The 24,110-nt window shown below is 72.4% G+C and carries 26 protein-coding genes; 10 read left to right on the forward strand and 16 right to left on the reverse strand.

The annotated features are described in order from the left end of the window. Positions 1-24 precede the first annotated feature (24 nt). From BR98_RS07675 to BR98_RS07690, 4 genes are all read right to left on the reverse strand, one after another. Positions 25-261: a hypothetical protein gene (locus tag BR98_RS07675; RefSeq protein WP_157537465.1), complete on the reverse strand. Its 237-nt coding sequence runs from the start codon at positions 259-261 to the stop codon at positions 25-27. An 80-nt stretch (positions 262-341) separates the two neighbouring features. After that, complete coding sequence (locus BR98_RS07680; RefSeq protein WP_035841329.1) at positions 342-1,676, reverse strand: type III PLP-dependent enzyme domain-containing protein; 1,335 nt, start codon at positions 1,674-1,676, stop codon at positions 342-344. 215 nt (positions 1,677-1,891) lie between these two features. Further along, a complete protein-coding gene (locus tag BR98_RS07685; protein WP_051969412.1) occupies positions 1,892-3,532 on the reverse strand; it encodes a PucR family transcriptional regulator in 1,641 nt (546 codons plus the stop codon). Positions 3,533-3,606: 74 nt separating this feature from the next. Continuing rightward, positions 3,607-4,464, reverse strand: coding sequence for a helix-turn-helix transcriptional regulator (locus BR98_RS07690; protein WP_035841331.1), 858 nt, complete (start codon positions 4,462-4,464; stop codon positions 3,607-3,609). Between the two features lie 131 nt (positions 4,465-4,595). Between BR98_RS07690 and BR98_RS07695 the strand changes: the two genes are divergently transcribed. Next, positions 4,596-5,357, forward strand: coding sequence for an SDR family oxidoreductase (locus tag BR98_RS07695; protein WP_035841333.1), 762 nt, complete (start codon positions 4,596-4,598; stop codon positions 5,355-5,357). A gap of 67 nt (positions 5,358-5,424) precedes the next feature. Here the strand turns inward: BR98_RS07695 and BR98_RS07700 are convergent, their stop codons facing one another. Genes BR98_RS07700 through BR98_RS40150 form a run of 3 tightly spaced genes read right to left on the reverse strand, consistent with a single transcriptional unit; the run spans position 5,425 to position 7,744 of the window. Further along, entirely contained in the window at positions 5,425-5,907 is a 483-nt protein-coding gene (locus BR98_RS07700) for a hypothetical protein (protein ID WP_051969413.1), read from the reverse strand. Next, on the reverse strand, positions 5,907-7,415 hold the full coding sequence (locus tag BR98_RS36105; RefSeq protein ID WP_051969414.1) for an alpha/beta hydrolase: 1,509 nt from the start codon (positions 7,413-7,415) through the stop codon (positions 5,907-5,909). The genes BR98_RS07700 and BR98_RS36105 overlap by 1 nt, the downstream gene beginning before the upstream one ends. Next, positions 7,412-7,744, reverse strand: coding sequence for a hypothetical protein (locus BR98_RS40150; RefSeq protein WP_035841335.1), 333 nt, complete (start codon positions 7,742-7,744; stop codon positions 7,412-7,414). The genes BR98_RS36105 and BR98_RS40150 overlap by 4 nt, the downstream gene beginning before the upstream one ends. 198 nt (positions 7,745-7,942) lie before the next feature. Between BR98_RS40150 and BR98_RS07715 the strand changes: the two genes are divergently transcribed. Genes BR98_RS07715 through BR98_RS07735 form a run of 5 tightly spaced genes read left to right on the forward strand, consistent with a single transcriptional unit; the run spans position 7,943 to position 12,517 of the window. After that, the gene (locus BR98_RS07715; protein WP_051969415.1) at positions 7,943-8,935 is read left to right on the forward strand and encodes a DUF4129 domain-containing protein; all 993 of its coding nucleotides are present in this window, start codon (positions 7,943-7,945) and stop codon (positions 8,933-8,935) included. After that, positions 8,935-9,621 (forward strand): hypothetical protein, encoded by a 687-nt coding sequence (locus tag BR98_RS36110; protein ID WP_051969416.1) that lies wholly within the window; start codon positions 8,935-8,937, stop codon positions 9,619-9,621. The genes BR98_RS07715 and BR98_RS36110 overlap by 1 nt, the downstream gene beginning before the upstream one ends. A 42-nt stretch (positions 9,622-9,663) precedes the next feature. Then, complete coding sequence (locus BR98_RS07725; RefSeq protein ID WP_035841336.1) at positions 9,664-10,650, forward strand: AAA family ATPase; 987 nt, start codon at positions 9,664-9,666, stop codon at positions 10,648-10,650. Then, entirely contained in the window at positions 10,647-11,960 is a 1,314-nt protein-coding gene (locus tag BR98_RS07730; protein ID WP_083976116.1) for a DUF58 domain-containing protein, read from the forward strand. Before BR98_RS07725 ends, BR98_RS07730 begins: the two co-directional genes overlap by 4 nt. Beyond that, positions 11,957-12,517, forward strand: coding sequence for a hypothetical protein (locus BR98_RS07735; RefSeq protein ID WP_051969417.1), 561 nt, complete (start codon positions 11,957-11,959; stop codon positions 12,515-12,517). Before BR98_RS07730 ends, BR98_RS07735 begins: the two co-directional genes overlap by 4 nt. Positions 12,518-12,585: 68 nt before the next feature. Here BR98_RS07735 and BR98_RS07740 read toward each other — a convergent pair whose 3' ends face one another. Further along, positions 12,586-13,083: an NUDIX domain-containing protein gene (locus BR98_RS07740; protein ID WP_051969418.1), complete on the reverse strand. Its 498-nt coding sequence runs from the start codon at positions 13,081-13,083 to the stop codon at positions 12,586-12,588. A 723-nt stretch (positions 13,084-13,806) separates the two neighbouring features. Between BR98_RS07740 and BR98_RS07750 the strand changes: the two genes are divergently transcribed. After that, positions 13,807-14,643: a helix-turn-helix domain-containing protein gene (locus BR98_RS07750; RefSeq protein ID WP_083976119.1), complete on the forward strand. Its 837-nt coding sequence runs from the start codon at positions 13,807-13,809 to the stop codon at positions 14,641-14,643. After that, positions 14,640-14,846, forward strand: a complete 207-nt coding sequence (locus BR98_RS07755) for a DUF397 domain-containing protein (protein ID WP_035841339.1) — start codon at positions 14,640-14,642, stop codon at positions 14,844-14,846. Before BR98_RS07750 ends, BR98_RS07755 begins: the two co-directional genes overlap by 4 nt. Positions 14,847-14,957: 111 nt before the next feature. Here BR98_RS07755 and BR98_RS07760 read toward each other — a convergent pair whose 3' ends face one another. Then, positions 14,958-15,581 carry a DUF4190 domain-containing protein gene (locus BR98_RS07760; RefSeq protein WP_035841341.1) on the reverse strand — a complete coding sequence of 208 codons (624 nt, stop codon included), beginning with the start codon at positions 15,579-15,581 and terminating at the stop codon, positions 14,958-14,960. A gap of 100 nt (positions 15,582-15,681) precedes the next feature. Beyond that, positions 15,682-16,338, reverse strand: a complete 657-nt coding sequence (locus BR98_RS07765) for a maleylpyruvate isomerase N-terminal domain-containing protein (protein WP_157537468.1) — start codon at positions 16,336-16,338, stop codon at positions 15,682-15,684. A 45-nt stretch (positions 16,339-16,383) separates the two neighbouring features. On the opposite strand from BR98_RS07765, the gene BR98_RS07770 reads away from it, so the two are divergent. Next, on the forward strand, positions 16,384-16,989 hold the full coding sequence (locus BR98_RS07770; RefSeq protein WP_035841343.1) for a class I SAM-dependent methyltransferase: 606 nt from the start codon (positions 16,384-16,386) through the stop codon (positions 16,987-16,989). Here the strand turns inward: BR98_RS07770 and BR98_RS07775 are convergent. Further along, positions 16,964-17,668, reverse strand: coding sequence for a GNAT family N-acetyltransferase (locus BR98_RS07775; protein WP_232247275.1), 705 nt, complete (start codon positions 17,666-17,668; stop codon positions 16,964-16,966). The two genes, BR98_RS07770 and BR98_RS07775, sit on opposite strands and share 26 nt — an antisense overlap. A gap of 163 nt (positions 17,669-17,831) precedes the next feature. Between BR98_RS07775 and BR98_RS07780 the strand changes: the two genes are divergently transcribed. Next, complete coding sequence (locus tag BR98_RS07780) at positions 17,832-19,145, forward strand: hypothetical protein (protein WP_051969419.1); 1,314 nt, start codon at positions 17,832-17,834, stop codon at positions 19,143-19,145. A 101-nt stretch (positions 19,146-19,246) separates the two neighbouring features. Here the strand turns inward: BR98_RS07780 and BR98_RS07785 are convergent, their stop codons facing one another. From BR98_RS07785 to BR98_RS07805, 5 genes are all read right to left on the reverse strand, one after another. Continuing rightward, the gene (locus tag BR98_RS07785; RefSeq protein ID WP_035841346.1) at positions 19,247-20,506 is read right to left on the reverse strand and encodes a styrene monooxygenase/indole monooxygenase family protein; all 1,260 of its coding nucleotides are present in this window, start codon (positions 20,504-20,506) and stop codon (positions 19,247-19,249) included. Between the two features lie 97 nt (positions 20,507-20,603). Continuing rightward, positions 20,604-21,173, reverse strand: a complete 570-nt coding sequence (locus BR98_RS07790; RefSeq protein ID WP_232247351.1) for a GTP-binding protein — start codon at positions 21,171-21,173, stop codon at positions 20,604-20,606. 19 nt (positions 21,174-21,192) lie between these two features. Then, positions 21,193-21,648 (reverse strand): DUF742 domain-containing protein, encoded by a 456-nt coding sequence (locus BR98_RS07795; protein WP_083976120.1) that lies wholly within the window; start codon positions 21,646-21,648, stop codon positions 21,193-21,195. 23 nt (positions 21,649-21,671) lie between these two features. Next, positions 21,672-22,136, reverse strand: coding sequence for a roadblock/LC7 domain-containing protein (locus BR98_RS07800; protein ID WP_063774721.1), 465 nt, complete (start codon positions 22,134-22,136; stop codon positions 21,672-21,674). Further along, positions 22,133-24,022, reverse strand: a complete 1,890-nt coding sequence (locus BR98_RS07805; protein ID WP_157537470.1) for an ATP-binding protein — start codon at positions 24,020-24,022, stop codon at positions 22,133-22,135. The genes BR98_RS07800 and BR98_RS07805 overlap by 4 nt, the downstream gene beginning before the upstream one ends. Positions 24,023-24,110: the final 88 nt, after the last annotated feature.

A 24,110-nucleotide genomic window follows, 5' to 3' on the forward strand; every position in this document is an offset into this window, starting at 1 on the left:
TGGAGGCCGACGGGCGTCCCGTGACTACTGCTGCGGATGCACGGCAGGCAGGGCCGCGGGTTCCCGCTGCAGCAGGCGCACGGCGATGCAGCCGGCGCCGGCGAGCAGTTCGAGGACGGTGGCGGTCGGGACGCCGGCGACGGCCAGGCCCGACGCGAGGACCAGGACGACGACCAGGACGACCTGGTCGGCGGACCGGATCCGGCGGCCGGGCGGCACGGGGATGGCCGCAGGTGTCGGACGACGGGGTGATCGACTCATGGCTTCTCCCAAGTGGTGTCGGTGACGCGGGAATTCAGCGGCGGCCGGCGGCCGGTGGCGGAGCGAGGAACCCCACCAGGTCACCGGTTGGTCCGGGCGACCAGCTCGTCGATGCTCTGGGCGGCGCGCAGCAGTTCGAACCGCACGGTGCCGTCGGCCTCGACGGTGACGCCGTGCACGGCCGGCTCCGGCAGGGAGTTGTAGCCGAACGGCGTGGACGTGTAGTACGCCCCGGTGTCGAGCAGTGCGACGATGTCGCCGGGCTCCAGCAGCGGCAGCGGGCGGGCCGTTGCGACCAGGTCGCCGGCGAAGCAGCACGGTCCCGCGATGTCCTGGGGCACCAGGTCCCCGCTCTTCGGGCCACCGGACGGGTCGTGGGCGCTGATCCGCAGCGGCCAGGACTGTGGCATGAACACCGTCCGGGTGGCGACCTGGGCTCCGGCGTGCGTGATCGCGATCGGGCGCCCACCGGAGCTCTTGGTGTACTCGACGTACGCGGCGGTGAACCCGTTCTTGGCCAGCAGCGAGCGGCCGAACTCGGTGACCACCTGGAAGTCGCCGGTGAACAGGGCCGGCGCGTGGGCCCACAGGCGGTCCACGTACTCGTCGAAGCCGGGGGCCATCGGGTCGCTGTCGAAGTTGACCGGGAGCCCCCCGCCAATGTCGATACCGACCACCTGGCGTCGGCCGAGCTCGCTGTTGACCTTCTCGGCGAAGGCGACAGCCGCGGCCACTCCCTCGGCCATCAGGTCCAGCGGGCAGCCCTGCGACCCCACGTGCGCGTGCACCCAGGTGAGCCAGGGCCGGTCCCGGAACGCCGCCACCAGTCGTTCGAGGTTGCCGTCGTCCGCCAGGGCGATGCCGAACTTCGAGGTCGCCGTGGCGGTGCTCATCGCGCCGATCGACCCGGCGCCGACCTGCGGGTTGATCCGGACACCGATCCGGGAGCGGGACTCGCCGGCCCCCCGGGACTCGCGGGCCCGCAGGATCTCGTCGACGCGCGAGAGTTCCTGCCAGTTGTCGATGTTGACCGCGACCCCGAGGTCCAGCGCCCGGACCAGCTCGCGGCTGGTCTTCGCCGGCGAGTCGAGGACGATCCGCTCGGCGGCGAAGCCGGCGGCCAGTGCCTGGGCGAGCTCACCGGGGCTGGCCACCTCACAGCCCATGCCGAGGCCGCGCAGCCGCTCCAGCACCGGGACCAGGCAGTTGGCCTTGGCCGCGAAGGTGTGCAGCACCTCGACCGAGTCCGGGAACGCGCGGTGCAGCGCGGCGACGGTCGCCGCGACGGCGTCGAGGTCGATGAACCCCGCCAGCAGCGCGTCCTCGGGATCGAGGAGCCCTTCCCGGATCGCTGCGCGCAGGATGAGTTCGCGCCGCTCGGCGGTCAGAAGGGTGTTCAGCTGATGATCAGTCATAGTGCCATGCTCCGAGGGCTCGTCGGTGCGCGCGGCCCGGGTCGCTCCCGGGGGCGTAGCACCAGACTGCCCGTCAGCGGGCGGCCGCGTCTTCGTCCCGAAACCCGGATCTGCCGCGGCGACACCGTGCCACCGGCCAATGAACCGGTGCCGGCCCGCTCCTCGCTGTGCGGCGCGACGGAGCCGCTCCGCTTTCCCCGTGCGGGGCGACGGAGTCAGAGCTCGTCGGCGGGATCGCGTCCCAGCAAGCGTAGTTGGAGCTGGGCCAGCAGTCGGGCGTCGGGGTCGTCCAGGTCGATGCCGCACACCTTCGGCAGCTTGTCCAGCCGGTACTTGAAGGTGTTGCGGTGGACGGCCAGTGCCTCCGCGGCCTTGGACCTGTCGCCGGAGTGGTCGAGGTAGGCGCGCAGCGTGTCCAGCAGGGCGCCCTCGCCCCGCTGCGTCGTGTACCTCACCAGCCGGGACACCGGCGTGTCCACCGGAGGCACCGTGTCGTGCAGCGCGTCCAGCAGGTACAGCAGGGCCACGGCGTCGGCAAGCTCCTCGGCGCGCGCGAACGACCGCGGCGAGTTGCCGAACAGCAGGGCCCGCAGCGCCAGGTCGGCCGTCCGGCGGGAGTCCGGCGCCTGGTCCAGCCGGCCCCGGACCTCTCCGATGCCGACCCGGACCCGCAGGCCGAGCTCGGCCGACAGCTTCCCGGCCAGTGACTCGCTCAGCCCCGACACCTGGGCGGCGGCCGGGGCCGGCTCCTGTTCCAGGTTGCCCAGCAGCACCAGGACACCCCGCCTCGAGGGCACCACGACCGGCAGCAGAGCGCGCTCGGCACAGTGCCGGAACACCAGGTTGGCCAGCCGGTCTCCGGTCTGGCCGGCTGCTGCGGGAGCGGGATCGGTGCAGACCGACAGGACGGCGCACGGCTTGGCTCTGGGCAACCCGGTCCGCTCCGTCAGCACGTCGGCGGAACCCCGGCCGTCGAGCAGCGCCCGCGCCGCGTCCAGCACCAGCTCGTCCTGGCCGCTGCGGCGGGAGCGGTCGTGGAGCAGGTGGGCCGCAGCCGCCTGCGCCGCCGTGCGCAGGGCGTCGGCGGCGGTCGGCGGCAGCGGCTGCCCGGCCGCTGCCACCCAGATCGAGCCCAGCGGCTCGCTGCCGGCCCGGACCGCCACCACCAGGCGCTCGGGGATCTCCCCCTCGGCCCGCCGGTGCAGCACCTCGGCGGAGCCCCACAGCGCGCGGAAGAACCCGGCCTCCTGCATCGCCACTCGCCGCCACAGCGGTACCTGGCCGGCCAGGATGGTCTGCTGACGGATCGGGTCCAACTCCGCATCGGTGGAGGAGTAGGCGAGAACCCGGGATTCCCTGTTCTCGATCGTGACCGCCCCGCCGACGAGGAGCGCAATCGCCTCGGCCAGCCGGTCCAGGTCACCCAGCGGCACATTGGCGATCTCCGGTGCGCCCGCCACCGCCAGCCCCGCCCGCAGCGCCCCGATCACGCTCGCCCAGTCGGCCCAGGCCGTCCGGAGGAGCACGGCTGTCCCGGCCTCGGCGGCCGCCGCACGCAGGACCGCACTGCGCGGGCCCACCCCTTCCTCGCGGAAGACCACGCCCGCGGCCCCGCCGCGCCCGACGGTGCGCAGCAGGGCTGCGGCCTCCTCGGACTGCGGATCGACACCGACGGCCACCAGCAGGTCCCCCGGCCGCACACCCGGTTCCAACGGATCGAGCACGACCACCCGGCGCACCAGGACACCCAGTCCCTGCGGTGCGGTGGACAGGCTGACAACGGACCCCACCAGCGCCAGCAGCCCGTCCAAGGTCTGGTCCGGCGCCGGCCGCCCCCACTCCTGCGCAGTCGACATGAGTAGCCCTCCCCAGGCTCACCACACCCTCGACCGCCGTCTGCTGACAACCGGCCGCCCCCTGTTCGGGGAGCCTAGCCGGACTGTTCCCGCCGGGTGGGTGAGGTAGTACTCGATTCGGTGTGTGAGAGTGCGGCGAGGAGCCGCAGTTTCTCGTCGCTGTCGCTGTCCTTGTCGGGGTAGTAGACGACGAGGATGACGTCGTCGATGGGGAGTTTGTCCCGGTGGAGGCGTAGTTCACCGACGACGGGGTGGTGGACCGTGGTCGTGCCTCCGTCGAGACTGCGGACGTCGTGGCGGGCCCACAGGGTGCGGAACCGCTGACTGGACAGTGCGAGTTCTCCGACGAGCTCGACGAACCGGGGGTTGTCGGTGTCGTCCCCGATGGTGGTGCGAAGGGTGGCGACGAAATCGGCGGTGGCTTTCGTCCAGTCCTGGTGGAAGGCCTGTTCCTCAGGATCGAGGAGGAGCGAACGCAGCCGGTTCTGGCCGGGCCGCAGCCGGGGGGAGAGCGCGACGGCCATGGGGTTGGAGGCCAGGACATCGAACGCGCGCCCTTCGACGAACGCGGGGATCTGAAGGTGGGTCAGCAGCTCGTGCACCCGCGCCGGTACGTGCTCGGGCTGCTTACGACGTGGCGCTCTGGGGTGTGCCGCCGCGAGGCCGAGCAGATACGTCCGCTCGATGTCGTCGAGCCGCAGGACGCGCGCGAGTGATTCGAGCACCTGGGGTGAGGGGTTCCTGTCACGGCCCCGTTCCAGGCGCAGGTAGTAGTCGGGACTGATTCCGGCCAGCAAGGCCACTTCCTCACGGCGCAGGCCGGGCACGCGGCGGTTGCCGCCGGGCGGGAGTCCTGCCTGCGCCGGGGAGACCAGCTCACGCCGGGCACGAAGGTAGCCGCCGAGCCGGTTGCCGGATTCCTCATCCTTCATACCGACACCGTAGTGCGGCGCGCGTGTCTCAGCGGGGGCCCTGGCAGGACCAGGGAAGACGGGGGCCCTGCCACACCCGGCGAATGCCTTCGAGACTGCGGTGACACCGTTTTGACTGAAGGGAAGATCTCGTGGATCTCTCCAACCGCACCGTTCTCATCGTCGGCGGAACCTCGGGCATCGGGCGAGAGCTGGCCCGCCGGTTCGCCGCAGCGGGCAGCACCGTGGCCGTTGGCGGCCGCAGCCCGCAGGCACTCTCGGAACTCGACGGGGAGGGTTTCGGCACGTTCGGCATCGACGTCACGGACCCGGCCTCCGTCTCGTCCTTCCGTGCTGCCGTGCTCGCCCGGTACCCCGAGCTGGACACCGTGGTGACCATGTCGGGGGTCATGCTCCTGGAGGACCTGCGCGACCCCGCGCACTTCGAGGTGGCAGAGACGACGATCGACACCAATCTGCTCGGCACCATCCGCGTCATCGACGCCTTCACCCCCCACCTGGTCCAGCGGGGCGCCGGCACCTTCGTCACCGTCACCTCCGGAATCGCCTTCCTGCCGTTCCCGCCCATGCCCAGCTACGCCGCCTCGAAGGCCGCAGTGCACGCCTACTCCGAAGCACTGCGCGCACAGCTCGACGGCACCGGTGTCGGCGTCGTCGAGCTCGTCCCCCCGGCCGTCGCCACAGCAGGTCAGGAAAGGGTGAACCCGCACGCGCTGCCGCTCGACGACTTCGCCACCGAGGTCATGGACCTGCTCGCACAGAACCCCACCCCGGCCGAAATCCTGGTGAAGGGCGTCCTCATGCACCGCTGGGCCGAGCGCGACGGCACCTACGCCGACCTCGTCGCACAGCGCTCCCGGGCCCTGGCCATGCTCCCCAGCCGCGAAGGCTGACGCGGTGGTTGGCGGGTGGTGGGTGGTGGGTGGCGGGCCGTGGTTGGCGGGCGGTGGGTGGCGGCAACTACCCCTTCGCCGACCAGAACGGGCAGTGCACCGACGGGATCGGTGCCATGTCCGCGTGGGTGCCGGGGTGGCGGGCGATGCCCGGGGTGCCGGGCGGGTGGGGGAGGCGGCCGGCGGCGGGGGCCACCGGGGGCGAGAGCACGGTGAGGTACGCGTTGCCCGCGGTGCCGAAGTCCAGGGCGAGGCGGTAGCCGTCCGCGGTGGCGGCGTAGAGGCCGGGCAGGACCGGGTCGGCGTTCACCGAGGTGACGGGGTGGCCGGTGCGGCGCCAGTGCCGTTCCACCACGCCGAGCAGGGCACCGCGCCGGGCGGCCGAGACGACGGTGAGCACGTTGCGGTTGCGGCTGACGAACCAGCCGAGTTCGCCCTCCCCCGCCGCCGGCACGCCGTGCTGCCAGGTCAGGGCGGGTCGCACGGCGTCCAGGGTCTGGTCCAGCAGCGCCTCGCACCGGTGCGCCGCCTCGATCTGATCCACCGTCATCACTGGCCCGCCATCGGCTTGTTGCGGTCGGCGTGCCCGGTGACCACGTTCGCGGTGGCTTTGAGGGTGGCAGGGTCGCCGAGGTTGGCGTTGGCGTCGGTGCGCAGCGCGACGTTCTTCACGTCCATGTCCTCGGTCCAGCCGCTGTCGCCGGTCACCACGGTGTTGCCGGTCCAGTCGTCGAACTGGGTGGCGCCCATCAGGGTGCCGTTGTGGTCGCCGGTGCCGATCGCCGTGTAGTTGGGCTGCGCGCCGTCGTGCGTGATCTGCAGGCCGCTCTGGAACTGGTGGAACGAGCCGCCCGCGCCGTCGTAGCCGCCCCCGCCGCCGTCCATCGAGATCGAGGTGCCGGCCACCCGGGGCGGGGCGTTGTAGTTCATCCAGACCACGGTGGCGGTGGACGACTTGGGGTCGGCCTGGTTGGCGGCCACCGCGAGCTGGCGGCCGTAGCCGAGGTCGCCGTCGACGAACGTCTGGTCGAGGCCGCCCTTGGCCGGGACGTAACTGGCGATGTTGGTGGCCTTGTCGGGATTCCCGTAGGACACGATCGGGCCGCTGCCGCCCACGCCGAGCAGCATCATCGGCGGGTTGGACGGGGTGTCGAGCTGCTTCTGCAGCGCGTCCAGGGCGGACAGCTTGGCCTGGGTCACCCCGGGATCCGGGTGCCCGCCGGCCAGTTGGGTGGCCATCTGCTCGCGCAGCTGCGGCAGGTAGAGCCGGTTCGCGGCGTCCCGGTCCTGGGCGGGGATGCCGTCGGCGTTGCCGATCACGTCCGGGTGGTCCTTGAGCAGCTGCTGGCGGGTGGCGTCGGGCAGCGAGTTCCACCAGGCGGCGGTGGCCTTCGGGTCCTTGTTGTTCTGGATGTCCTGCGGGATGACGGCGGTGTCGGCCCACTGGGCGTTCTTGGTGTCCTGCGCGACGGTGGCATCGTCGACCGAGGCGCCCTTGCCGACCTCTGCGAGGTGGTCGAGGGTGCTCGCCCAGCCCTCGTCGAAGTCCCTGATCCGCTGGTCGAAGTCCTTGATCTTCTGGATGATCTCCGGCCGCTTGGCCTTCTTCTCGGTCAACAGCTTCTGGAACTCGGGGTCGGCGCCGACCATGCCCGGGTCGCCGCTCGCCTGGTCCTCCATCAGGATGCGGACCTCGGGCATCTGGCCGACGGGTTCGACCAGGTAGTAGCCATCGGCCTTGATCTCGTTGTCCAGTGCCGCCTGATCGGCCTTCAGCAGCAGCACCTGGTCGGCGGCCGCCCGGAACTCCAGGTGGATGTTCTCCAGCTCCTGCTGGCAGTTCCTCAACTGGTGCTCGAGAGTCTCGAGTTGGGCTTCGGCGGCGGTCGCCGCGTCGCCGGTCCAACCCGAGTTGAGCACCCGCTGCTGGGTCTGGACCTGCCAGTCGCCGGCGTGCTGGGTGAACTTCTGCGCGACGGTCTCCCAACGGTCCGCGGCGGCGTGCAGGTTGCTGACGTCGACGGACCGCAGCTTCGACCAGTACGGATCCTCGCTCACTGGGCGCCTCCCGCCGCACCGTCGAGCTCCAGGGTGCCGGTCTGCTCGGCCTTCCGGTAGTTCGCACCGGTGGTGACCAGGTTGCCGGCGGCGCTGTCGAGCTGGCCGGCCAGCCGTTCCAGGTGGTAGTGCCAGGCGTCCGAGCAGTAGTTCGCCGCGTCGCCGATCTTCCATCCGTACATCCCCTGGCCGGGGGCGTCGGCGCTGACCGGGTCACTGAAGTGCTCCTGGGCGTACCCCGGGAGCTCCCCGCGGATCGCGCCCGCCACCGCCTGGCCCGACTTCCCCGCCCCGTCCAACTCGTCCGGCTTCACCGTGTATCCGGCCATCCCCCGGCCCCCCTTTTGGCCTCGTCCTGCCCTCTGGTCCACCTGCGCCACAGGCGCAGCACAGCGTAATCGATCAATCGAGGACCTCGGCCGTTCGACTCTCCGGATGCTGACAATCGGTCTTCGGCTGTGCGAAGCTGCCGTTCTGCCGGGCCGCAGAGCGCAATCCGGGGCCCGCACGGGGGGAGCACAGCACGCATGGGAGCACCGCAGGAGCCGGCCGAGCCGACCGAACAACCGCCGGAGCCGCAGCAGGACCGACGCCCCGCCGCGCATCCGGCACTGGCCGTGCTGGCCGTCGCCGGTCTGGGCTTCGCAGCACTGGAACTGCGCCCGGCCAGTGGGCTGTTCTCGGCCGGTTCGGCACCGCTCACCGGCGCCTTCGGCCTGGTGCTGCTGCTGATCCTCGGCTGGCTGATCGCGCTGGAGCGGGTGAACCGGCGCTACCGCGCGGCCGTGCTCGAAGCGCGCGAACTGCCACCGCGCGCCGAGCGCCTGGTGGAGGCCGCCCGACGACTGCTGCCCGGCGCCGCGATCGGCGTGCCGGTGCTGCTGCTGGCCTGCTATCTGATGCAGAACCGGCCCACCGGTGGTGGAGCCTACCGCGGCGACCTGCGGCCGGATCCCTACGCGTCGGTGCTCGCCCCGTCCCCGTCGTCGACCCCGCTGACCGGCCACCCGCCGCACGTCCCGGGGCACCACCTGGGCCTGAGCCACCTGATCGGCCTGGTCCTGCAGGTCGGCCTGCTGCTCATGGGGCTGACCGCGGCCTTCCTGGTCTGGCGTCAGTTGCGCGGCCGTCCGCGGCGCTCCGCCGCGCCGCAGCCGGTGCCACGGGCCGGCGTCGAGGAGCGGCTGGCCGAGGCCGTCGAGCTCGGCCGCCGGGCACTGCTCGGCTCGGACGCGCGGGCCGCCGTGATCGCCTGCTACGCGGCGATGGAGGAGTCACTGGCCGCCTCCGGCGTGACCCGCCGGGCCGCCGACAGTCCGACTGAGCTGCTGGAGCGCGCGGTGGCGGCCGGCACCGTGCGCGGCGCGGACGCGACGGCGCTCACCGCGCTCTTCCGCGAGGCCCGCTACTCGCGCCACCCGATGGGCGAGGCCCAGCTGAGCCGGGCCCGGGCGGCGCTGGACGCCATCGCGGCCTACCTGGACCAGCACCGGCCCCAGAGTGAAGAGGCGACCGTCTGATGGATCGTCAGCAGCGCCACGAGCGGTACACCTCCCCGACGCACGCGGCCCGGCAGGACGCGGCGATCGGGCGGGTCAGGCGCAGCTTCAGCGGCAACCAGGGAACCGGCCCTGAGAACGGGCATGGGAACGGGCCCGGGAACGGGCATGGAACCGGCCCCGGGAACGGGCCTGAGAACGGGCCCGGCGCCGACCCGCGCAACCACCCCGTCGGCTCGGTGCGGCACTCCGTCACCGTGCTGGCCGGGGTGGCACTGGCCGCCGAGCTCGGACTCGGCCTGGTCGGCGGCCTGCCCGGCCTCGGGCTGGGCGCGGTGCTGCTCGGCAGCGCCGCGCTGCTGACCGCGCGGTACACGGCCGGTGCGGCCTCCCAGGACCACGGCTACCGGCGCGGCGAGCGGCTGATGAGCAGCAGGGCGCCGGGGCTCGGCGAGTGGTACTGGACCGTCAGCAACGGCCTGGACCCGAACGGCTACCCGGCCGCGCTGCGCCCACAGCTGCAACGGCTGTACGCGGCCAGGCTCTCCGAGCGGCACGGCGTCTCGCTCTGGACCGAACCGGCCCGCGCCGCCGCGCTGGTCGGCCCGACGGCCTGGCCGTGGATCGATCCCGAGCACGCGGCCCCTTCGGCCACCGTGCCGCACCGCACACTGGAAGACCTGGTGCGGCGGCTTGAATCCCTCTGACCCCACTGACCCCACTGACCCCATCACTTGCGAGGACCTCCGATGACCACCGATGACCTGACGCCCCAGCAGGCCGGAGAGCTCGCCCGCGAGGTGCTGGCGGAGATCGGGCGGGCCGTGGTCGGCAAGCCCGAGGCGCTGGAGCTGGTCATGCTCGGCGTCCTGGCCGGCGGGCACGTGCTGATCGAGGACCTGCCGGGCCTGGGCAAGACGCTGCTGGCCCGCTCCTTCGCCACCACCCTGGGCCTGGAGTTCCGCCGGGTCCAGTTCACCCCCGACCTGCTGCCCTCGGACGTCACCGGCGCGCCCTTCTACGACCAGCACAGCGGCGAGATGGTCTTCCGTCCCGGTCCGGTCTTCGCCCACCTGCTGCTGGCCGACGAGATCAACCGCACCCCGCCCAAGACCCAGGCGGCACTGCTGGAGGCGATGGCCGAGTCGCAGGTGTCGATCGACGGCACCACCCGGCCGCTGCCCGACCCCTTCGTGGTGATCGCCACCGCCAACCCGATCGAGTACGAGGGCACCTACTCGCTGCCGGAGGCGCAGCTGGACCGGTTCCTGCTGCGGGTCCGGATGGGCTACCTGGAGCCGAAGCTGGAGGCCTCGATGCTGCGGGCCCGGATCGACCGGGCCGCGCCGGAGGCGGTGCTGCGGGCGATCGGCCACCCCGCCCGGGTGCTGGCGATGCGGGCCGCGGTGGAGCGGGTGGAGGTGGCGGACGACCTGGTCGACTATGTGATGGCGCTGGTCGGGGCGACCCGCGCGGACGCGCAGATCCAGGTCGGCGCCTCGCCGCGCGGCGGTTTGGCGCTGGTGCAGCTGGGGCGGGCCCGGGCCGTGCTGGAGGGCCGCGACTACCTGACCCCGGAGGACGTCAAGGCGGTGGCGGTGCCCGCGCTGGCGCACCGGATCACCCTGAAGCCGGAGCTGTGGGTGCGTCAGGTGGCGGCGGACGACGTGGTGGCGCGGCTGCTCGCGGAGGTTCCGACGCCGCAGACGGTGCCGGCCGCCGCCGTGCTCTCATGACGGTGCGTCAGGAGCCCGGCCGGGAAAGCGCTCAGGCCGGAGCGCGGGCCGGTGCCCCGCCGGCCGGCTGGCGGACCGGCGAGCGGACCCTGCGACTGCTTACGGTGGCGACCGTCGCCGCCGTCGCCGCGCTGCTCACCGGGCATGCCTGGCTGCTCGCACTGGCGGCCGGGCCCGCCGTGCTGGTCGCCCTCGCCGCGCCCGGGCAGACCAGGCCGACCAGGCTGGCGACCGCGCTGACCGTCGAGCCCCGGCGGTGCTTCGAGGGTGAGCGGGTCGCGGTGCGGATCGCCGTCGAGCACGACGGGCAGGCCGGGCTGCTCGATCCTGCGGTCACCGTCGGGCCCGGGGTGGCGCAGGTCGCCGAGCGGATCGGCGAGGCGAGCGTGGAGCTGGAGTTCGCGGCCGTCCGCTGGGGGCGCTGGACCATCGGCACCGTCGACCTGGACATCTACGACCGGGGCGGGTTGGCCCGTCGCACCGTCCGGGTCGACCTGGGCGAGCTGGAGGTCTTCCCGGTGCCCACCCACGCCGGCCTGACCCCGATCCCGGTCCGACTGCCCGAGCGGCTCGGCGAGCACGCGACCCGCCAGCACGGTGAGGGGGTGGAGGTGATCGGGGTGCGGCCGCACGTCTGGGGTGAGCGGCAGCGCCGGATCCACTGGTCGTCCACCACCCGGCGCGGCAGCATCCAGCTGACCCAGTTCGGCGCCGAGCGGGCGGTGGACACGGTGATGCTGGTCGACGCGCTCGGCGACTTCCACGACCCGGTCACCGGGGCCTCCACGCTGGACGAGACGCTGCGCGCGGCAGCCGGGCTGACCCGCGCCTACCTGCGCAAGCACGACCGGATCGGGGTGGTCTCGATCGGCGGGCAGACCCGCTGGCTGCGGGCCGGCAGCGGGGAGCAGCACTTCTACCGGATCGTGCAGAGTGTGCTCGAGGTGCGCAAGGACCTCGGCTACCGCACGCCCGACCTGCAGCGGCTGCCCCCGCCGGCGCTGCCCGCCGGGGCGCTGGTGTACGCGATCACGCCGCTGGCCGACCAGCGGGTGCTGGACGTGCTCGGCGATCTGGCGGACCGCGGGTACCCGCTGGTCGTGGTGGAGATCCCGATCGCGGACCCGGAGGTGGACGAGACGGACCAGGCGGCCGGGTCGGCGCTGCGGCTGTGGCGCCAGGACCGGGCCGCGATCCGGTTCGCGCTGCGCAACCGGGGCGTGCCGGTGGTCACCCACGCGCCCGGCGAGAGCTTGGACTTGGCGGTCGCGCCGCTGCTGCGCGGCCGGATCCACGGAGGTCGGGGATGAGCGGCGACGGGACGGGCGGCACGCGGATGACTCTTCTTCGGTTCGCGGGGCGCCAGTTGCCCTCGCGGTTCCTCGGTGTGGCGCTGCTGGTGGCCGCCTGCAACCCGATGGACCGGGCCACCGTCCGTCCGGTGGACTTCCTGCCGTCGCTGCTCGCCGCCGGCTTCGCCTGGTGGGCGGCGCCGCCGCAGACGGCGCGTCCGGTGGCCCCGTCGAGCCGACTGCTGCTGCGCCTGGCGCGCCACCGCAACACCGTGCTGGCCACCGCCGCGGTGGTGCTGGCAGCGCTGAACCCGCCGCAGCTCGCCCTGGCGGCGGCGATCACCGCCCTGCTGCTCGGCTACCTCCTGCACGTGGACACCCGCAGCCACGCGCACCTGCCCGCCGGCCCACTCCCGACGCTCGCCGCCTGCGGCGCCGCCGCCCTGGTGCTGCTCGCGGCGCTGGCCCCCACCCACTCCTCGGACGCCGCCCGACTGCTGGCCGCACTGGGCATCGGCGCCGCGGCACTGGCGGTGGGACTGACGCTGTACGAGCGGCGACGGCCGCAGGACTGACGCAGCGTCAGTTCGGGTGAGCTACTGCGCCAGTCGGCCGAGTAGTGAGGGGAGGGTCTCTGGGGCCGCTATGCGGCGGCCTCGCCGGCGTACAGCACAGGCAATCGCAGGGCGAACTCGCGGGCCGCGAGCGCGTGCCTGATACGCCGTGCCTGATACGGCTCGCACAGTTCGGTGAGCTGGTCCACCGGCAGCCACACGAGAGCGGAGATCTCGGCAGCAGCACCGACGGGAACGGACAGGGCCGCCGCCTCGTCTGCGGTGAGCGTTCCGCCGTCGCACACGACGTTGAACCCCTCGGTAGCGCCGCTGTCCGGGTTGGCCGGGGTCTGGTCGAGCGCGAGGAAGTGGGTGATCTCGCGCTTGATCCCGGTCTCTTCGAACAGCTCCCGGGCGGCGGCGTGGGCGATCTTCTCGCCCTGATGGGCAGCGCCACCGGGCAGGGTCGGCTTCGGCTTGTAGGTGGTCTGCACCCCGAGCACGTCACCGGCCGGGTTCGTGATGACCACCAGGCACCCGATGCGGCGCGGGGGCTGATCGATCGGGTCAATGTCGCTGTGGGTCATAGGACTTACTCCTTCGTCAGACAGTGTCATTTCTTGGGTGGGGTCGCGGTCCCGGCGAATGCCGGGAGATCACTTCGGGGTTGTGCCGCCGCATCTGGCGCACCGCAGAGAGCTGCCCAGGTCCACCCGCAGATGCCCCGAGCGGGCACAGTCACCGTTGTAGTTGGCGGCTAATCCCTGAGTCCCGGGAATCTCTGCCCGTGCTCGGTGCGTGCATGCCGTCGCCACCGGACTCGCACGTCTGCCTGGGCGGAGGCGTCGCCGGCGGCTTCGCCCAGCTTCCGCTTGAAGGTTGCGCACTCGATGCAGCCCGGAACCTCCTCCGGGGCGGGCACCTCGGTCACCAGATCCATTACTTCGCTGCCGGCCTCGGCGTCGGCCTCGGGGTGGCGTAGCGGGTGTCCGGCCTGATCGAGAGCACCAACTGCCGTGGCCCCGGGAAGGGTTCGATGCTGGCGAGCGGAGTCTCCCACTCCTTGCCGCCACCCTTCGGCCGAAGGTAGGCCGCCTGCTTCACCCTGCCCATGTAGACACCCTCAGCACCGCCGTGTTCCGCATCCTGGACCAACTCGCCCACCTGGGGCTTGTACTGCGCCGATGGAGGCGTTCTGCGCGCACTCACCGCGCACTCCCTTCCGTAGTCGCTTGGCTACAAGCTTCGGCGCCAGGGTGGCCGAACTCCAGAGGTTCCACCCGCACCGATCTGGCGGGTAAAATTCTGGGATGGCCCTTGCGACCAAGGAAACTGACTCAACATCATCCCCAGCGGCCAGGTTCGCGGCTGAACTTCGCAGGTCACGGCGTGCACGAGGCTGGTCTCAGGTGGAGCTGGGCAGGCGCATGGGGTACTCGGACACCCTGATCTCATTCATCGAACGAGTGAAGCGCCCACCAACACCCAACTTCGCTGTAAGAGCCGATGAAGTGTTCGAGACCGGCGGAACCTTCGTGGAGCTCTTTCGACGGATCAAGAGCGCCGCCCTGCTGGAAGGCTTCGAGGAGTTCGCCGACTGCGAAGCGCGCTGCCGGAAGTTGCGTTCCTTCCAAACGGGCGTGATTCCGGGGCTGTTCCAGACCCCCGAGTACGCGGCAGCCTTGGCAGCTGCATCCGTTCGACGTGGCAGCATCACCCAGGCCCAGGCGGACGAGCGTGTTGCTTTCCTCGTCACCCGGCAGCACCGGGTACTTGAACGACCGAATCCGCCGATCATCCACACAGTCATGGACGAGAGTTGTGTGACCCGGCTTGTTGGCGGACCCCTGGTGATGGCGCGGCAGCTGGACCACGTGACCATGCTGACCGAGCGCCCGAACATCACTGTTCAGACAGCGCCGCTGACCCTCGGTGAGCTGGTGCCCTTCACCTTCCCTGTTGTGCTGCTGACGCTCCCAGACCGATCCGTGGTCGGCTACAGCGAGACCAACTCGCGTGGCTACCTGGAGCGGAACTCGACCACCTGCGCGGCATGGGAAAGAGACTACGATCAGCTACAGGTGGAGTCGCTCTCAACGGTGGCTTCGCTCGCCATGATCAGCACTGTCCGAAAGGGACTTCAATGAGCATCGACCTCAGCGGCGCCGGGTGGGTGAAGTCGTCTTACAGCCAGAGCGGCGGAGAATGCATCGAAGTTGCCGCCGGCTTCGTCGGTGTCATGCCCGTTCGTGACTCCAAGGATCCGGAAGGCCCCGCCCTGGTGTTCCCCGCGAACGCGTGGAGCTGCTTCGTGGCTGGTGTGAAGGATGGGACCTTCGGGGGCTCCTGACGGCTTTGCAGCTTTCGTGATGATGGTCCAGCCCCGGTGTGATTTCGCCCGCATCGGGGCGGTACTCCGGCTCCGACCGGCCGGGCGAGGAGGGCGTACCGACAGCCAAGTTCACGGCCTCGTGTAGCAGCTCGCCCGACTGGTGCCCTTCTCGTACAGCAGTTCGTTGGGGTAGAGGAAGCCGGCCGCCGCGCCGGACGGGGTGTCGGCGGGCAGGGCGCTGCGGCAGGCCGCCTTCGCGGCCATCTCCGAGGTGAGGTCCTTCTGGTAGCCGAGCACCGGGGTGGCGTACACCTTGCCGTCGTAGGTGTGGTCGCACGGGACCAGGATCACCGCGTCGAGGCCGTCCTCGGAGCCGTGCGAGGTGTCCCGGAAGCAGTCGCCGACGTGCAGATCGAGGACGCTGTCCGCCTGGGCCACCGCGACTCCGCCGTTGCTGCCGCGCTGGACGTGCGGGGTGAACGCGGTTGCCAGGTTGGCCCAGATCCCGGTCCAGAGCAGCGCGGCCACCAGGCCCAGGACCGCCGCGCCCTTGCCCCGCTGTCCGGTGCGCCGCACCTGGACCAGCCCGATGACACCGAGGACCAGGGCCACCGGCGCGAGCCCGAGCAGCCCGGACAGGCGCGCCCAGCGGGCGAACCGGTTGGTGCCGGAGGGCGGGTAGTGGACAGAGGCGGACGCGGGTGCCGGTGCCCCGATCACGTCGTTCGGCTGCACCGTCTGGGCCTGCACCACAATCCCCACCCTCTCCACGCGCATTCGTGCGCCTCTTGCGGGCTCAGACTGTAGCGGCCGCCTCGGCCCGGTCGGCGCGTGGGCTGCGCCAGGTCCGGCCCTAGGCGCCCTCCTCCGGTAGCGGCGCGCTGTGCCAGGTCTTGAAGAGGCGCCGTCCCGTCCCGCGTTCCGCAAGCTCGATCCGCCCGGTGGCCCACAGCAGTGCTGCCCACGGGTCGGGGCCTGCGGGGACCGAGGGAAAGAGGCGGGTCAGCGCTCGGGTGCAGAGCCCGGCCGGCGCCTTGAGCTCCAGGCCCAGCCCGCCCGCCACGTCGTAGCCGTGCACCAGGGTCTCCACCACGCCCATCGCCGCGAAGCCTTCCGGGTCCGTCACCCCGTAGCCGTGCAGCGCCCGCACCTCGGGGCTGCGGGCCGCGACCACGGCCGCCAGCAACCCACCGGAGGCAGCCACCGCCTCCAGCAGCCCGGTCGGGCCGGCCGCCCGGTCGACGAGGACCACCCCGCCGGGTGCGCCCGGCCGGTCCCGCGACCAGCGCAGTGGCACGTAGTGGTCCAGCGGCGCCGGTTCGGGGCCGAGTTGGAGCGCATAGGCGAGCAGCGCGTCGGCGACGTGCTCCAGCGTCTCCCAGCAGCTCCACTCCAACTCCCGCGCCGGCACCGACCAGTCCGCCGCCATCGCCGGCCCCAGCCCCGCCAGCAGGCAGCGCACCGCCTCGGTGACATCCCCCGGCGTCGCCGGAATCCGATCATCAGTCATGCCGGGACGCTACCAAGCCGCTTGTACCGGCGGTAGCGTCGAGCGATGACGCCCTACGCCCGCGCCCACTGGACCGACTACAACGACGCCCAGCGCACCCGCGAGGTCCGACCGCTGTGCCGTGAGGTGCTCGCCCTGGCCGGGCCCGGCGAAGGGCGGACCGCGATCGACCTCGGTTGCGGCCTGGGCCGGGAGACCGACGCGCTGCTGCGGGCCGGCTACCGGACCCACGCGGTGGACATGCACCCGGACACCGAGGCCAAGGTGCTCGCCCACACCCGGGCGGCCGACCATCCGCGGCTGACCGTGCAGAGCGTGCCCTTCGGCCTGCTGCGTGCACTGCCGCACGCGCACCTGGTGTACGCGGGCTACTCCTTGCCGTACTGCGCCGCGGCGGACTTCGACCGGGTGTGGGCGCTGGTCCGACGGGCGCTGCGACCCGGCGGCTGGCTGGCGGTGAACCTCTTCGGGGAGCACGACTCCTACGCCGGCAGCAGCTCGGGCACCTTCCTGACCCGGACTCAGGTCGAGGAGTCGCTGGCCGGCCTGGAGGTGGTCCGGCTGGACGAGGAGGACGCGGACGGCGACTCCTTCGGCGGCCCCAAGCACTGGCACCTCTTCGACATCATCGCCCGTCGTCCGCAGCGGTGAGCGCGAAGCAGTGCACGGCCACGGTCATTCCGTTGGACCAGTGCTGATCCTCCGTCAGTAGCCGTTCCCAGCCCTGCTGCTGGTAGAGCCGGACCGCCGCCGTGTTGGCCGTCACCACGTCCAGGACCGGCAACAGCAGCCAGGAACGGGCCTGCTGGACCACACTGTCGAGCAGTCGGGCGCCGAGCCGGTGGCCCCGGGCGCCCGGGTCGACGAAGAGCCGGCTCACCGCGCCGGTCTCCTCGGCCGCTCCCCCGCTGCGCCGGGCCCAGGCCGCGCCGGCGGAGGAACCGCTCCCGCTGCTCAGCGCCGCGTGGCCGACCACCGTGCCGTCCGGCGCGACGGCCACCCAGGCCGCCAACTGGTCGGAATCGGCCAGCCAGTCGGTGGGGTGCTCGGGCCACACGACCGGGTAGCCGTCCGCGCGGTGTACCGCGGCGAGGGCGCGTTCGCAGCCGGCGAGGTCGCCCGACCAGCGCCGCCGTACGGTGAACCGGGTCATCGCGGCCTCCTCAGACCGATTGGGGCGGGTTGCCCGCGCCGGCCGCGGGGCGGCGGGGTCGTGTTCGGACAGGCCGAGCGCGTGCCGGGCGGCGATCTCGCGGGCGGTGAAGTCGTGGCCGGCGAGCCCGTCGAGGAGCCGGTCCGGCGGGGTGCCGATGACTGTAGCGGATTCCAAGATCGACCGGCCGGTCGGGTCGGCCAGGCCGCCCGGGCCAGCCAGGCCAGTCAGGGCCTGTCAAGCCGGGCCCCGCCGCGGTCCGGTCGGTTATCCGTTTGCCGCCGACCCGGTCGGCCGGTCATGATTCGGCGGCATCCACGACCCGCCGAGCAGGAGATCCATGACCACCGAACTGTCCAAGGCCTGGGAGCTCTTCGCGGCAGGCGACGCGCAGGGCGCGATGCGGACGCTGCGCCTGGCCGCGGACGAGCTGTCGTCTGCCGAGATCGCGCCGCTGGTGGCGAAGCTGGCCCAGGGGGCGGGGTTCGCCGACCTGGCCGAGGCCTCGGCAGCGCTCGCGGCCAAGCCGCAGGAGGCCGACCGGCTCTACCAGTTCGGCTACGCCTGCGTGGAGCGCGGGGTCCCCGCGCTGGCCGTCCCCGCGCTGCGCGAGGCACTGCGGAGCAGCCTGGCCCCGCAGCGCACCGGCCTGTTCGGGCGCAAGACCAAGAGCACGGTCGACCCTCGCGGGGTGCTGCTGGAGCTGGTGACCTCACTGGAGCGCGGCGAGCGGCACACCGAGGCGCTCGCGCTGCTGCTGGAGCACGACTCCCTGCTGACCGACTGGCCGGACCGCTACCTGGTGGTCTACAACGCCCTGATGAGTGGCCAAGTCGAAGTGGCACAGCGGACGTTCGATGCGCTCTCGGCCCCGGAGGGGGTCTGGGTGCAGCCCGGCGAGCGGGTCGGCCGGATGCTGGCCCGGGCTGCGGCCGTGCCGCCGGTCGACGACCAGGACCTGCGCGGCTGGCACCATGCGCTGACCGGCGGGCTGCTCACCACCCTCTCCCCGCACGGCTTCACCCAAGGCATGACCGGACGCTGGGCCTTCCTGCAGGACGACTTCGGCGCCTGCCTGCGCGGCCTGGAGCGACTGCGACTGGTGCTGGACGCCACCGGACGCAAGCCCGCCTCGGTCGCCCTGCTGCCGGACCGGGGCAGCCGCGCCCTCGGACTGGCGGCGGCGCAGCTGCTCGGGCTGCCGGCCGCGCCCTACGAACCGGGGACCCCGGACACCCTGGTGGTGGCCTACGACCTGAACGAGTGCGACCCGGAACTGCTGGGCGGCCTGCACACCCGGGCGAGCGGCGAGGTGCTCTACGAGCACGCGAGCTGCTGGACGGACGCACCGGCGGTGACCGCCGATGTCTGCACGCTGCTGGTGCAGACCGTGATCGCGCCCTGGGAGCCGGGGCTGCAGATCGGCGCCGACGGCAAGCCCGTGGAGCAGGAGCCGGACGAGCGCTCCGCCGAGGAGCTGGCCGAGGCGATCCTGGCGGCCGACCCGACCCCGGACCAGGGCGACGGCAACACCCCGCCGGACCCGGACAAGGCGCTGGCCGCCTTCGCCGCGCGCGCTGCCGCCGGTTGGCTCACCGGCCCGCGCGAACGGGTCCGCTCCTCGGGGCCGGTGCGCAGCTCGCGCTTCAGCTGAGACGCCGCCGGCTCCCTCCAGGACCTGTCCGGTCACGAGGGAGCCGACAGCAGCGCCGGCCGGCAACCGGTCAGCCGGTCAGCCGGTCAGCCGGCAACCGCTCAGCCGGTCAGCGAGCCCAGGTACGCGCCGGCCTTCTCCGGCTCGTAGAACCACTCCTCGAAGTCCGCCGGGTTGTTGAAGCCGTTGGCGAACCGGTGGGCGACCGGGGGGAGTTGGCCGGCCGCGCCGATCAGGTTGAGGACGTGCTCCGGCGGCGGGGCGAGCATCGCGTTGGTCCACTTGGTGACGTGCTGGGCGTCCTCCCAGTAGCGGTCGAAGGCGCCCTGCATGAAGTCGCGGTCGAAGGGCTTGTCGCCGTGCGCGAGGATGGCGTCCAGGTAGACGGCGGCGCACTTGGCGGCGTTGTTGGAACCCTGGCCGGTGATCGGGTCGTTGGCGACCACCACGTCGGCGACGCCCAGCACCAGCCCGCCGCTCGGCAGCTCGCCGATCGGGTTGCGCACCACGGGGGCGTAGCGGCCGGCCAGGGTCGCCCCGGCATCGGTGAGTTCGACACCGCCCAGGGTGCGGTCGTACTCCCAGGGGGTGAAGGTCTTCATCAGGTCCAGGGTGAGCCGCAGGTGCTCGGCCGGGTCCTTGACGTCGCCGAAGACGTCCAGCGGGCCGCCGGGGATGCCCTCCCAGAAGATGATGTCGCAGCCGCCGGTGGCGGTCAGCGCGGGGATCATGAACAGCTCGCCGACGCCCGGGACCAGGTTGCAGCGGACCGCCTTGAAGTCGTGCTCGGGGCGCGGGCCGAGACCGTGCACATAGGCGACGGCGAGCGCACGCTGCGGCGCCTCGTAGGGCGAGCGGGCGGCGTCGCGGCCGAACATCGAGACCAGCTCGCCCTTGCCGGCGGCGACCAGGATCAGGTCGTAGCTGCGGGCGAAGTAGTCGAGGTCGGAGACCGCAACCCCGTGCACCACGACCTGGCCGCCGCGCTGTTCGAAGGCCTCCAGCCAGCCGGCCATCTTGATCCGCTGGTCGACCGACTGGGCGTAGCCGTCGAGCCGGCCGACCCAGTCGATCACCCTCCCCCAGCCTCCGGCCGGGGGGACCCCCACCGACTCGGGCGCGGCCACCGAGACGCCGATGCCCTCGACTCTCGGCGCGGCCTCCTCCCAGAAGTTGAGGCCGAGATCGCGCTCGAGACCCAGCGAGGTGTCGAACATGCACTGGGTGGAGAGGACCCGGCCGTCGCGCACCTCGTCGGCGGTGCGGTTGGTCATCACCGTGACGTCGTAACCGTTGGCCTGGAGCCCCAGCGCGAGCTGGAGTCCGGCCTGCCCGGCTCCGACGATCAGTATCTTGCGCATCGCTGTCTGCCTTCTTGCTAGGTGTGCTGGGAGAGGGTGGGGAAACGTCCTGCTTGCGGGCCGGTCGGACCGACAGGCCTATGGCGCTGACTTCTCGTCAGACGGTGGCCGGCTCCTCGGCGAGCGCGTGCACCACCAGGGCGGTCAACACCTCGACGGTGGAGACGCGTTGCCGGGCGTCGCAGATCAGCACCGGCACCCGGGCCGGCACGGCGAGCGAGTCGCGCACCGCCTCGGGCGAGTAGGCCGGGGCGCCGTCGAACTGGTTGACCGCCACCACGAAGGGCAGGCCGCTGCCCTCGAAGTAGTCCAACGCCGGGAAGGAGTCGGCCAGTCGGCGGGTGTCGGCGAGGACCACCGCACCGACCGCGCCACGCACCAGGTCGTCCCACATGAACCAGAACCGGCCCTGGCCAGGAGTGCCGAACAGGTAGAGCACCAGGTCCGATTCGAGGCTGATCCGACCGAAGTCCATCGCCACCGTGGTGGAGGTCTTGCCCGGGACGGCGGCGGTGTCGTCCACCCCGACGCCGGCCTCGGTCATCACCGCCTCGGTGGTCAACGGCGGGATCTCGGAGACCGAGCGGACGAACGTGGTCTTGCCGACGCCGAAGCCGCCCGCCACCACGATCTTGGTGGAGGTCGCACGGCCTGCCACCAGCGGCACCCCGGGGACAGCGGCACCGTCAGAGCTTGCGAAGTCCACCCAGCACCCTCTCCAGCAGCACCCGCCTGTTCGCGCCGGGGACCTCGTCGGAGCCGTCCGGCAGTTCGGCCGAGTCGACCCCGTGCACCCGCACCCGGCCCTGGTCGGCCAGGTCGCTGACCAGCACCTTGACCACGCCGAGCGGGATCCGCAGCAGCGCCGAGATCTCCGCGATCGAGCGCATCTGACCCCGCGTCACATCGCAGATCGCGGCCAGCTCGGGCAGGCTGCGGTCGGCCGGGTCGGCCGGGCGGTTGAGCGCCGACACCAGGGTCTCGACCAGCAGCACCCGCCCGAACCTGGTCCGGCCACGGGTGATCGCGTACGGCCGGACCCGGGACGAACGCCCTTGCCCGGCACGGACGGTGTCGGTCCGCAGACCGAGCCCCAACCCGCCCGCGGCCGCACTGACACTGGTACCGGCGGTGCCGGACATGCTCCCTGCCTCCCCATTTTCGCTCATCGGACGGCCATCGCCCGGTGGAGCTCGCTGCGCACCTGCGGTGTCAGCGCATGACCGGCGCGCTCGACGAGCCGCGCCATCTGATAGGCCAGCACACCCAGATCGCAGTGCAGCGAGGCGTAGACCCCGAGACAGGAGCCGTCACTGATGGCCATCACCACCAGGTGGCCCTCGTCCATGGTCACCACGGTCTGCTTCACCCCGCCGTACTCGACAGCCCGCGCCATACCACCGGCCAGGCTGGTCAACGCCGAAACGATCGCGGAGAGTTGGTCGGCCTTGCGGCCCTGTTGGGAGTCGGCGAGCAGCAGCCCGTCGGAGGAGACCACCACGGCCTCGGTCACTGCCGTGACCGTGCCGAGGAAGTCGGCGAGCAGCCAGCGGACGTTCATCGCGGCCTGGCTGACGGCGGGAGCGGGGCTGCTCGTGCTCGCGGGGGCGAGGTGGTAGTCGTCGGTCATCGGTCCTGTCCCTCGGCTCCCTCGGCGGCGGTCTCACGGGCCGCTTGGCGCAACCCGCTCTGGAAACCGCCGAGTCGGCGGCGCAGCTCCTCGGCGGAGGTACGGGAGCGGGTCGGTGTGGCGCTGGGCGGGTTGTCGGGTGTGGCGGGCTCGCGGCCCGGCTCGGGGACGGGCTCGGCCGAGACCCGGCGCAGGCCGGAGGTCGGGGCCTCGCCGGTGCCCGGCAGTCCGTTGCCGCTGGGCACCCGCCTGGGCAGGCCAAGTGCGGTCACCGCACCAGTGGGGGATTGATTCTGACTGATCGTCAGCTCTCGGATCGGACTGTCGAGGGCGTCCGCGCGCTCGTGCTCGGCCACGGGAGCGGCGGCATCGAGAGCGACGGGAGCAGGAGCAGCGGGGGAGGCGGCAGCAGGCGCCTCGGGCGCGAGGTCCTCCGCGACGCTCTCGGGAGCCGCATGCGCCGGCCGCCGGCGCGGCAGGGTGGGCAATTCGGCGGCAGCGCCCGCCGCACCCGTCCCGTCCCCCGGCACCGGCCCGCGCTGCGGCGCCACCACCGCCGCCACCATCGGCGCCGGAGTCAGCAGCGGAGCGGCCGCGGCCTCCGCCGCCACCCGGACCTGCTCGGCCCCGGCGGCCGCGCTGCGCTCGGCACGCCGCTGGTCGTCCAGGTCCGCCGTGCCGAGCCCGTCCTGATGCAGGGCCTCGCGCGGCAGCACCACCATCGCGGTGACACCGCCGCCCTGCCCGTTCTCGCGCAGCTGCACCCGGATGCCGTGCCGGGCGGCCAGTCGCGCCACCACGAACAGGCCCATGCTGCGCCCGGTCAGCGCGCCGGCCAGCAGGGCGTCGCGCCGCTCGGCGGGGTCGCTCGGGGTGGGCTCGGAGAGCTGGTCGTTGAGGGCCCGCAGTCGCTCGGCGGGCAGGCCGATCCCCCGGTCGCTGACCGAGAGCATCACTTCGCCGTTGTCCAGCAGCCAGCCGCCGACCTCGACCTGCTCCTGCGGCGGCGAGAACGCGGTGGCGTTCTCCAGCAGCTCGGCGAGCAGGTGGCTGGTGTCGTCGGCGACCGCGCCGCTGAGCCGGACGGCGGCCAGGAAGCCGAGTTTGACGCGCTCGTAGCGCTCGATCTCGGAGACCGCGGCGCGCACCACGTCCAGCAGGGTCACCGTCTTGCGGCTGCGCTGGCTGTTCTCCAGGCCGGCCAGCAGCAGCATGTTCTCGCTGTTGCGGCGCATCCGGGTGGCCAGGTGGTCGAGTCTGAACAGGCTCTCCAGCTGGGCCGAGTCGGCCTCGCGGCCTTCCAGCGCCTCGATCAGCACCAGTTGGCGCTCGACCAGGGTCAGGGTGCGCATCGCCAGGTTGACGAAGGTGGCGTCCACGCTGCCCTGCAGCTCGTCGCGCTCCTTGACCAGGGCGTCGCGCTCGGCGAGCAGCAGCTCGCACTCGCGCAGCAGTTCCTCCTGCCGCTCGGCGTTCGCCTCCTGGGCGGCGGCCGCCTCGGTCAGCCGGCGGGTCAGCTCCTGGTGGTGGCGCTGGAGTTCCTCGTACTCCTGGAGCAGCTGCTGTCTCTCGCCGGTGAGCGCCTGCACCCGGCCGCCGTGCGCGTCGCGCTCGGCGGCCAGCCGGTTGCGCTCCTCCAGCAGACCGGCCCGTTCGTCCAGCAGTTGGGAGAGGTTGCGGGCGGCCAGGTCGCGGGCCCGCTCCAGCGGACGGGCGGTGATCCGCCGAACCACCACCGCGGTACCGCCGACCAGCACCACGGCGGCCGCCCCGCCGACCGTCCAGAGCTCGGTGCCGCCGTGGGTGGCGGTGCCGCAGCCGGTGAGCCCACTGAGTGCGGCCGCGGCGGGCAGAACCCTCAGCGCCCGCGCCATCCTCTTACGCAACGGTGCTCTCATTCTCGTCAGGCTTCAAGTACCAAGGCCGTGCCCAGCCCTGATCGCACTCTCGGAAAGACGGCCGCACCCCGTTCCG

The sequence above is a fragment of the Kitasatospora azatica KCTC 9699 genome, assembly GCF_000744785.1.
In the GTDB taxonomy this organism is placed as follows: Bacteria; Actinomycetota; Actinomycetes; order Streptomycetales; family Streptomycetaceae; genus Kitasatospora; species Kitasatospora azatica.

Bases quoted from the DNA above. Each gene is read 5' to 3' on its own strand.
- BR98_RS07675 (WP_157537465.1), bottom strand. From the start codon at position 261: ATGAGTCGATCACCCCGTCGTCCGACACCTGCGGCCATCCCCGTGCCG.
- BR98_RS07680 (WP_035841329.1), bottom strand. From the start codon at position 1,676: ATGACTGATCATCAGCTGAACACCCTTCTGACCGCCGAGCGGCGCGAA.
- BR98_RS07685 (WP_051969412.1), bottom strand. From the start codon at position 3,532: ATGTCGACTGCGCAGGAGTGGGGGCGGCCGGCGCCGGACCAGACCTTG.
- BR98_RS07690 (WP_035841331.1), bottom strand. From the start codon at position 4,464: ATGAAGGATGAGGAATCCGGCAACCGGCTCGGCGGCTACCTTCGTGCC.
- BR98_RS07700 (WP_051969413.1), bottom strand. From the start codon at position 5,907: ATGACGGTGGATCAGATCGAGGCGGCGCACCGGTGCGAGGCGCTGCTG.
- BR98_RS40150 (WP_035841335.1), bottom strand. From the start codon at position 7,744: ATGGCCGGATACACGGTGAAGCCGGACGAGTTGGACGGGGCGGGGAAG.
- BR98_RS07715 (WP_051969415.1), top strand. From the start codon at position 7,943: ATGGGAGCACCGCAGGAGCCGGCCGAGCCGACCGAACAACCGCCGGAG.
- BR98_RS36110 (WP_051969416.1), top strand. From the start codon at position 8,935: ATGGATCGTCAGCAGCGCCACGAGCGGTACACCTCCCCGACGCACGCG.
- BR98_RS07725 (WP_035841336.1), top strand. From the start codon at position 9,664: ATGACCACCGATGACCTGACGCCCCAGCAGGCCGGAGAGCTCGCCCGC.
- BR98_RS07730 (WP_083976116.1), top strand. From the start codon at position 10,647: ATGACGGTGCGTCAGGAGCCCGGCCGGGAAAGCGCTCAGGCCGGAGCG.
- BR98_RS07735 (WP_051969417.1), top strand. From the start codon at position 11,957: ATGAGCGGCGACGGGACGGGCGGCACGCGGATGACTCTTCTTCGGTTC.
- BR98_RS07740 (WP_051969418.1), bottom strand. From the start codon at position 13,083: ATGACCCACAGCGACATTGACCCGATCGATCAGCCCCCGCGCCGCATC.
- BR98_RS07750 (WP_083976119.1), top strand. From the start codon at position 13,807: ATGGCCCTTGCGACCAAGGAAACTGACTCAACATCATCCCCAGCGGCC.
- BR98_RS07755 (WP_035841339.1), top strand. From the start codon at position 14,640: ATGAGCATCGACCTCAGCGGCGCCGGGTGGGTGAAGTCGTCTTACAGC.
- BR98_RS07765 (WP_157537468.1), bottom strand. From the start codon at position 16,338: ATGACTGATGATCGGATTCCGGCGACGCCGGGGGATGTCACCGAGGCG.
- BR98_RS07770 (WP_035841343.1), top strand. From the start codon at position 16,384: ATGACGCCCTACGCCCGCGCCCACTGGACCGACTACAACGACGCCCAG.
- BR98_RS07780 (WP_051969419.1), top strand. From the start codon at position 17,832: ATGACCACCGAACTGTCCAAGGCCTGGGAGCTCTTCGCGGCAGGCGAC.
- BR98_RS07785 (WP_035841346.1), bottom strand. From the start codon at position 20,506: ATGCGCAAGATACTGATCGTCGGAGCCGGGCAGGCCGGACTCCAGCTC.
- BR98_RS07795 (WP_083976120.1), bottom strand. From the start codon at position 21,648: ATGTCCGGCACCGCCGGTACCAGTGTCAGTGCGGCCGCGGGCGGGTTG.
- BR98_RS07800 (WP_063774721.1), bottom strand. From the start codon at position 22,136: ATGACCGACGACTACCACCTCGCCCCCGCGAGCACGAGCAGCCCCGCT.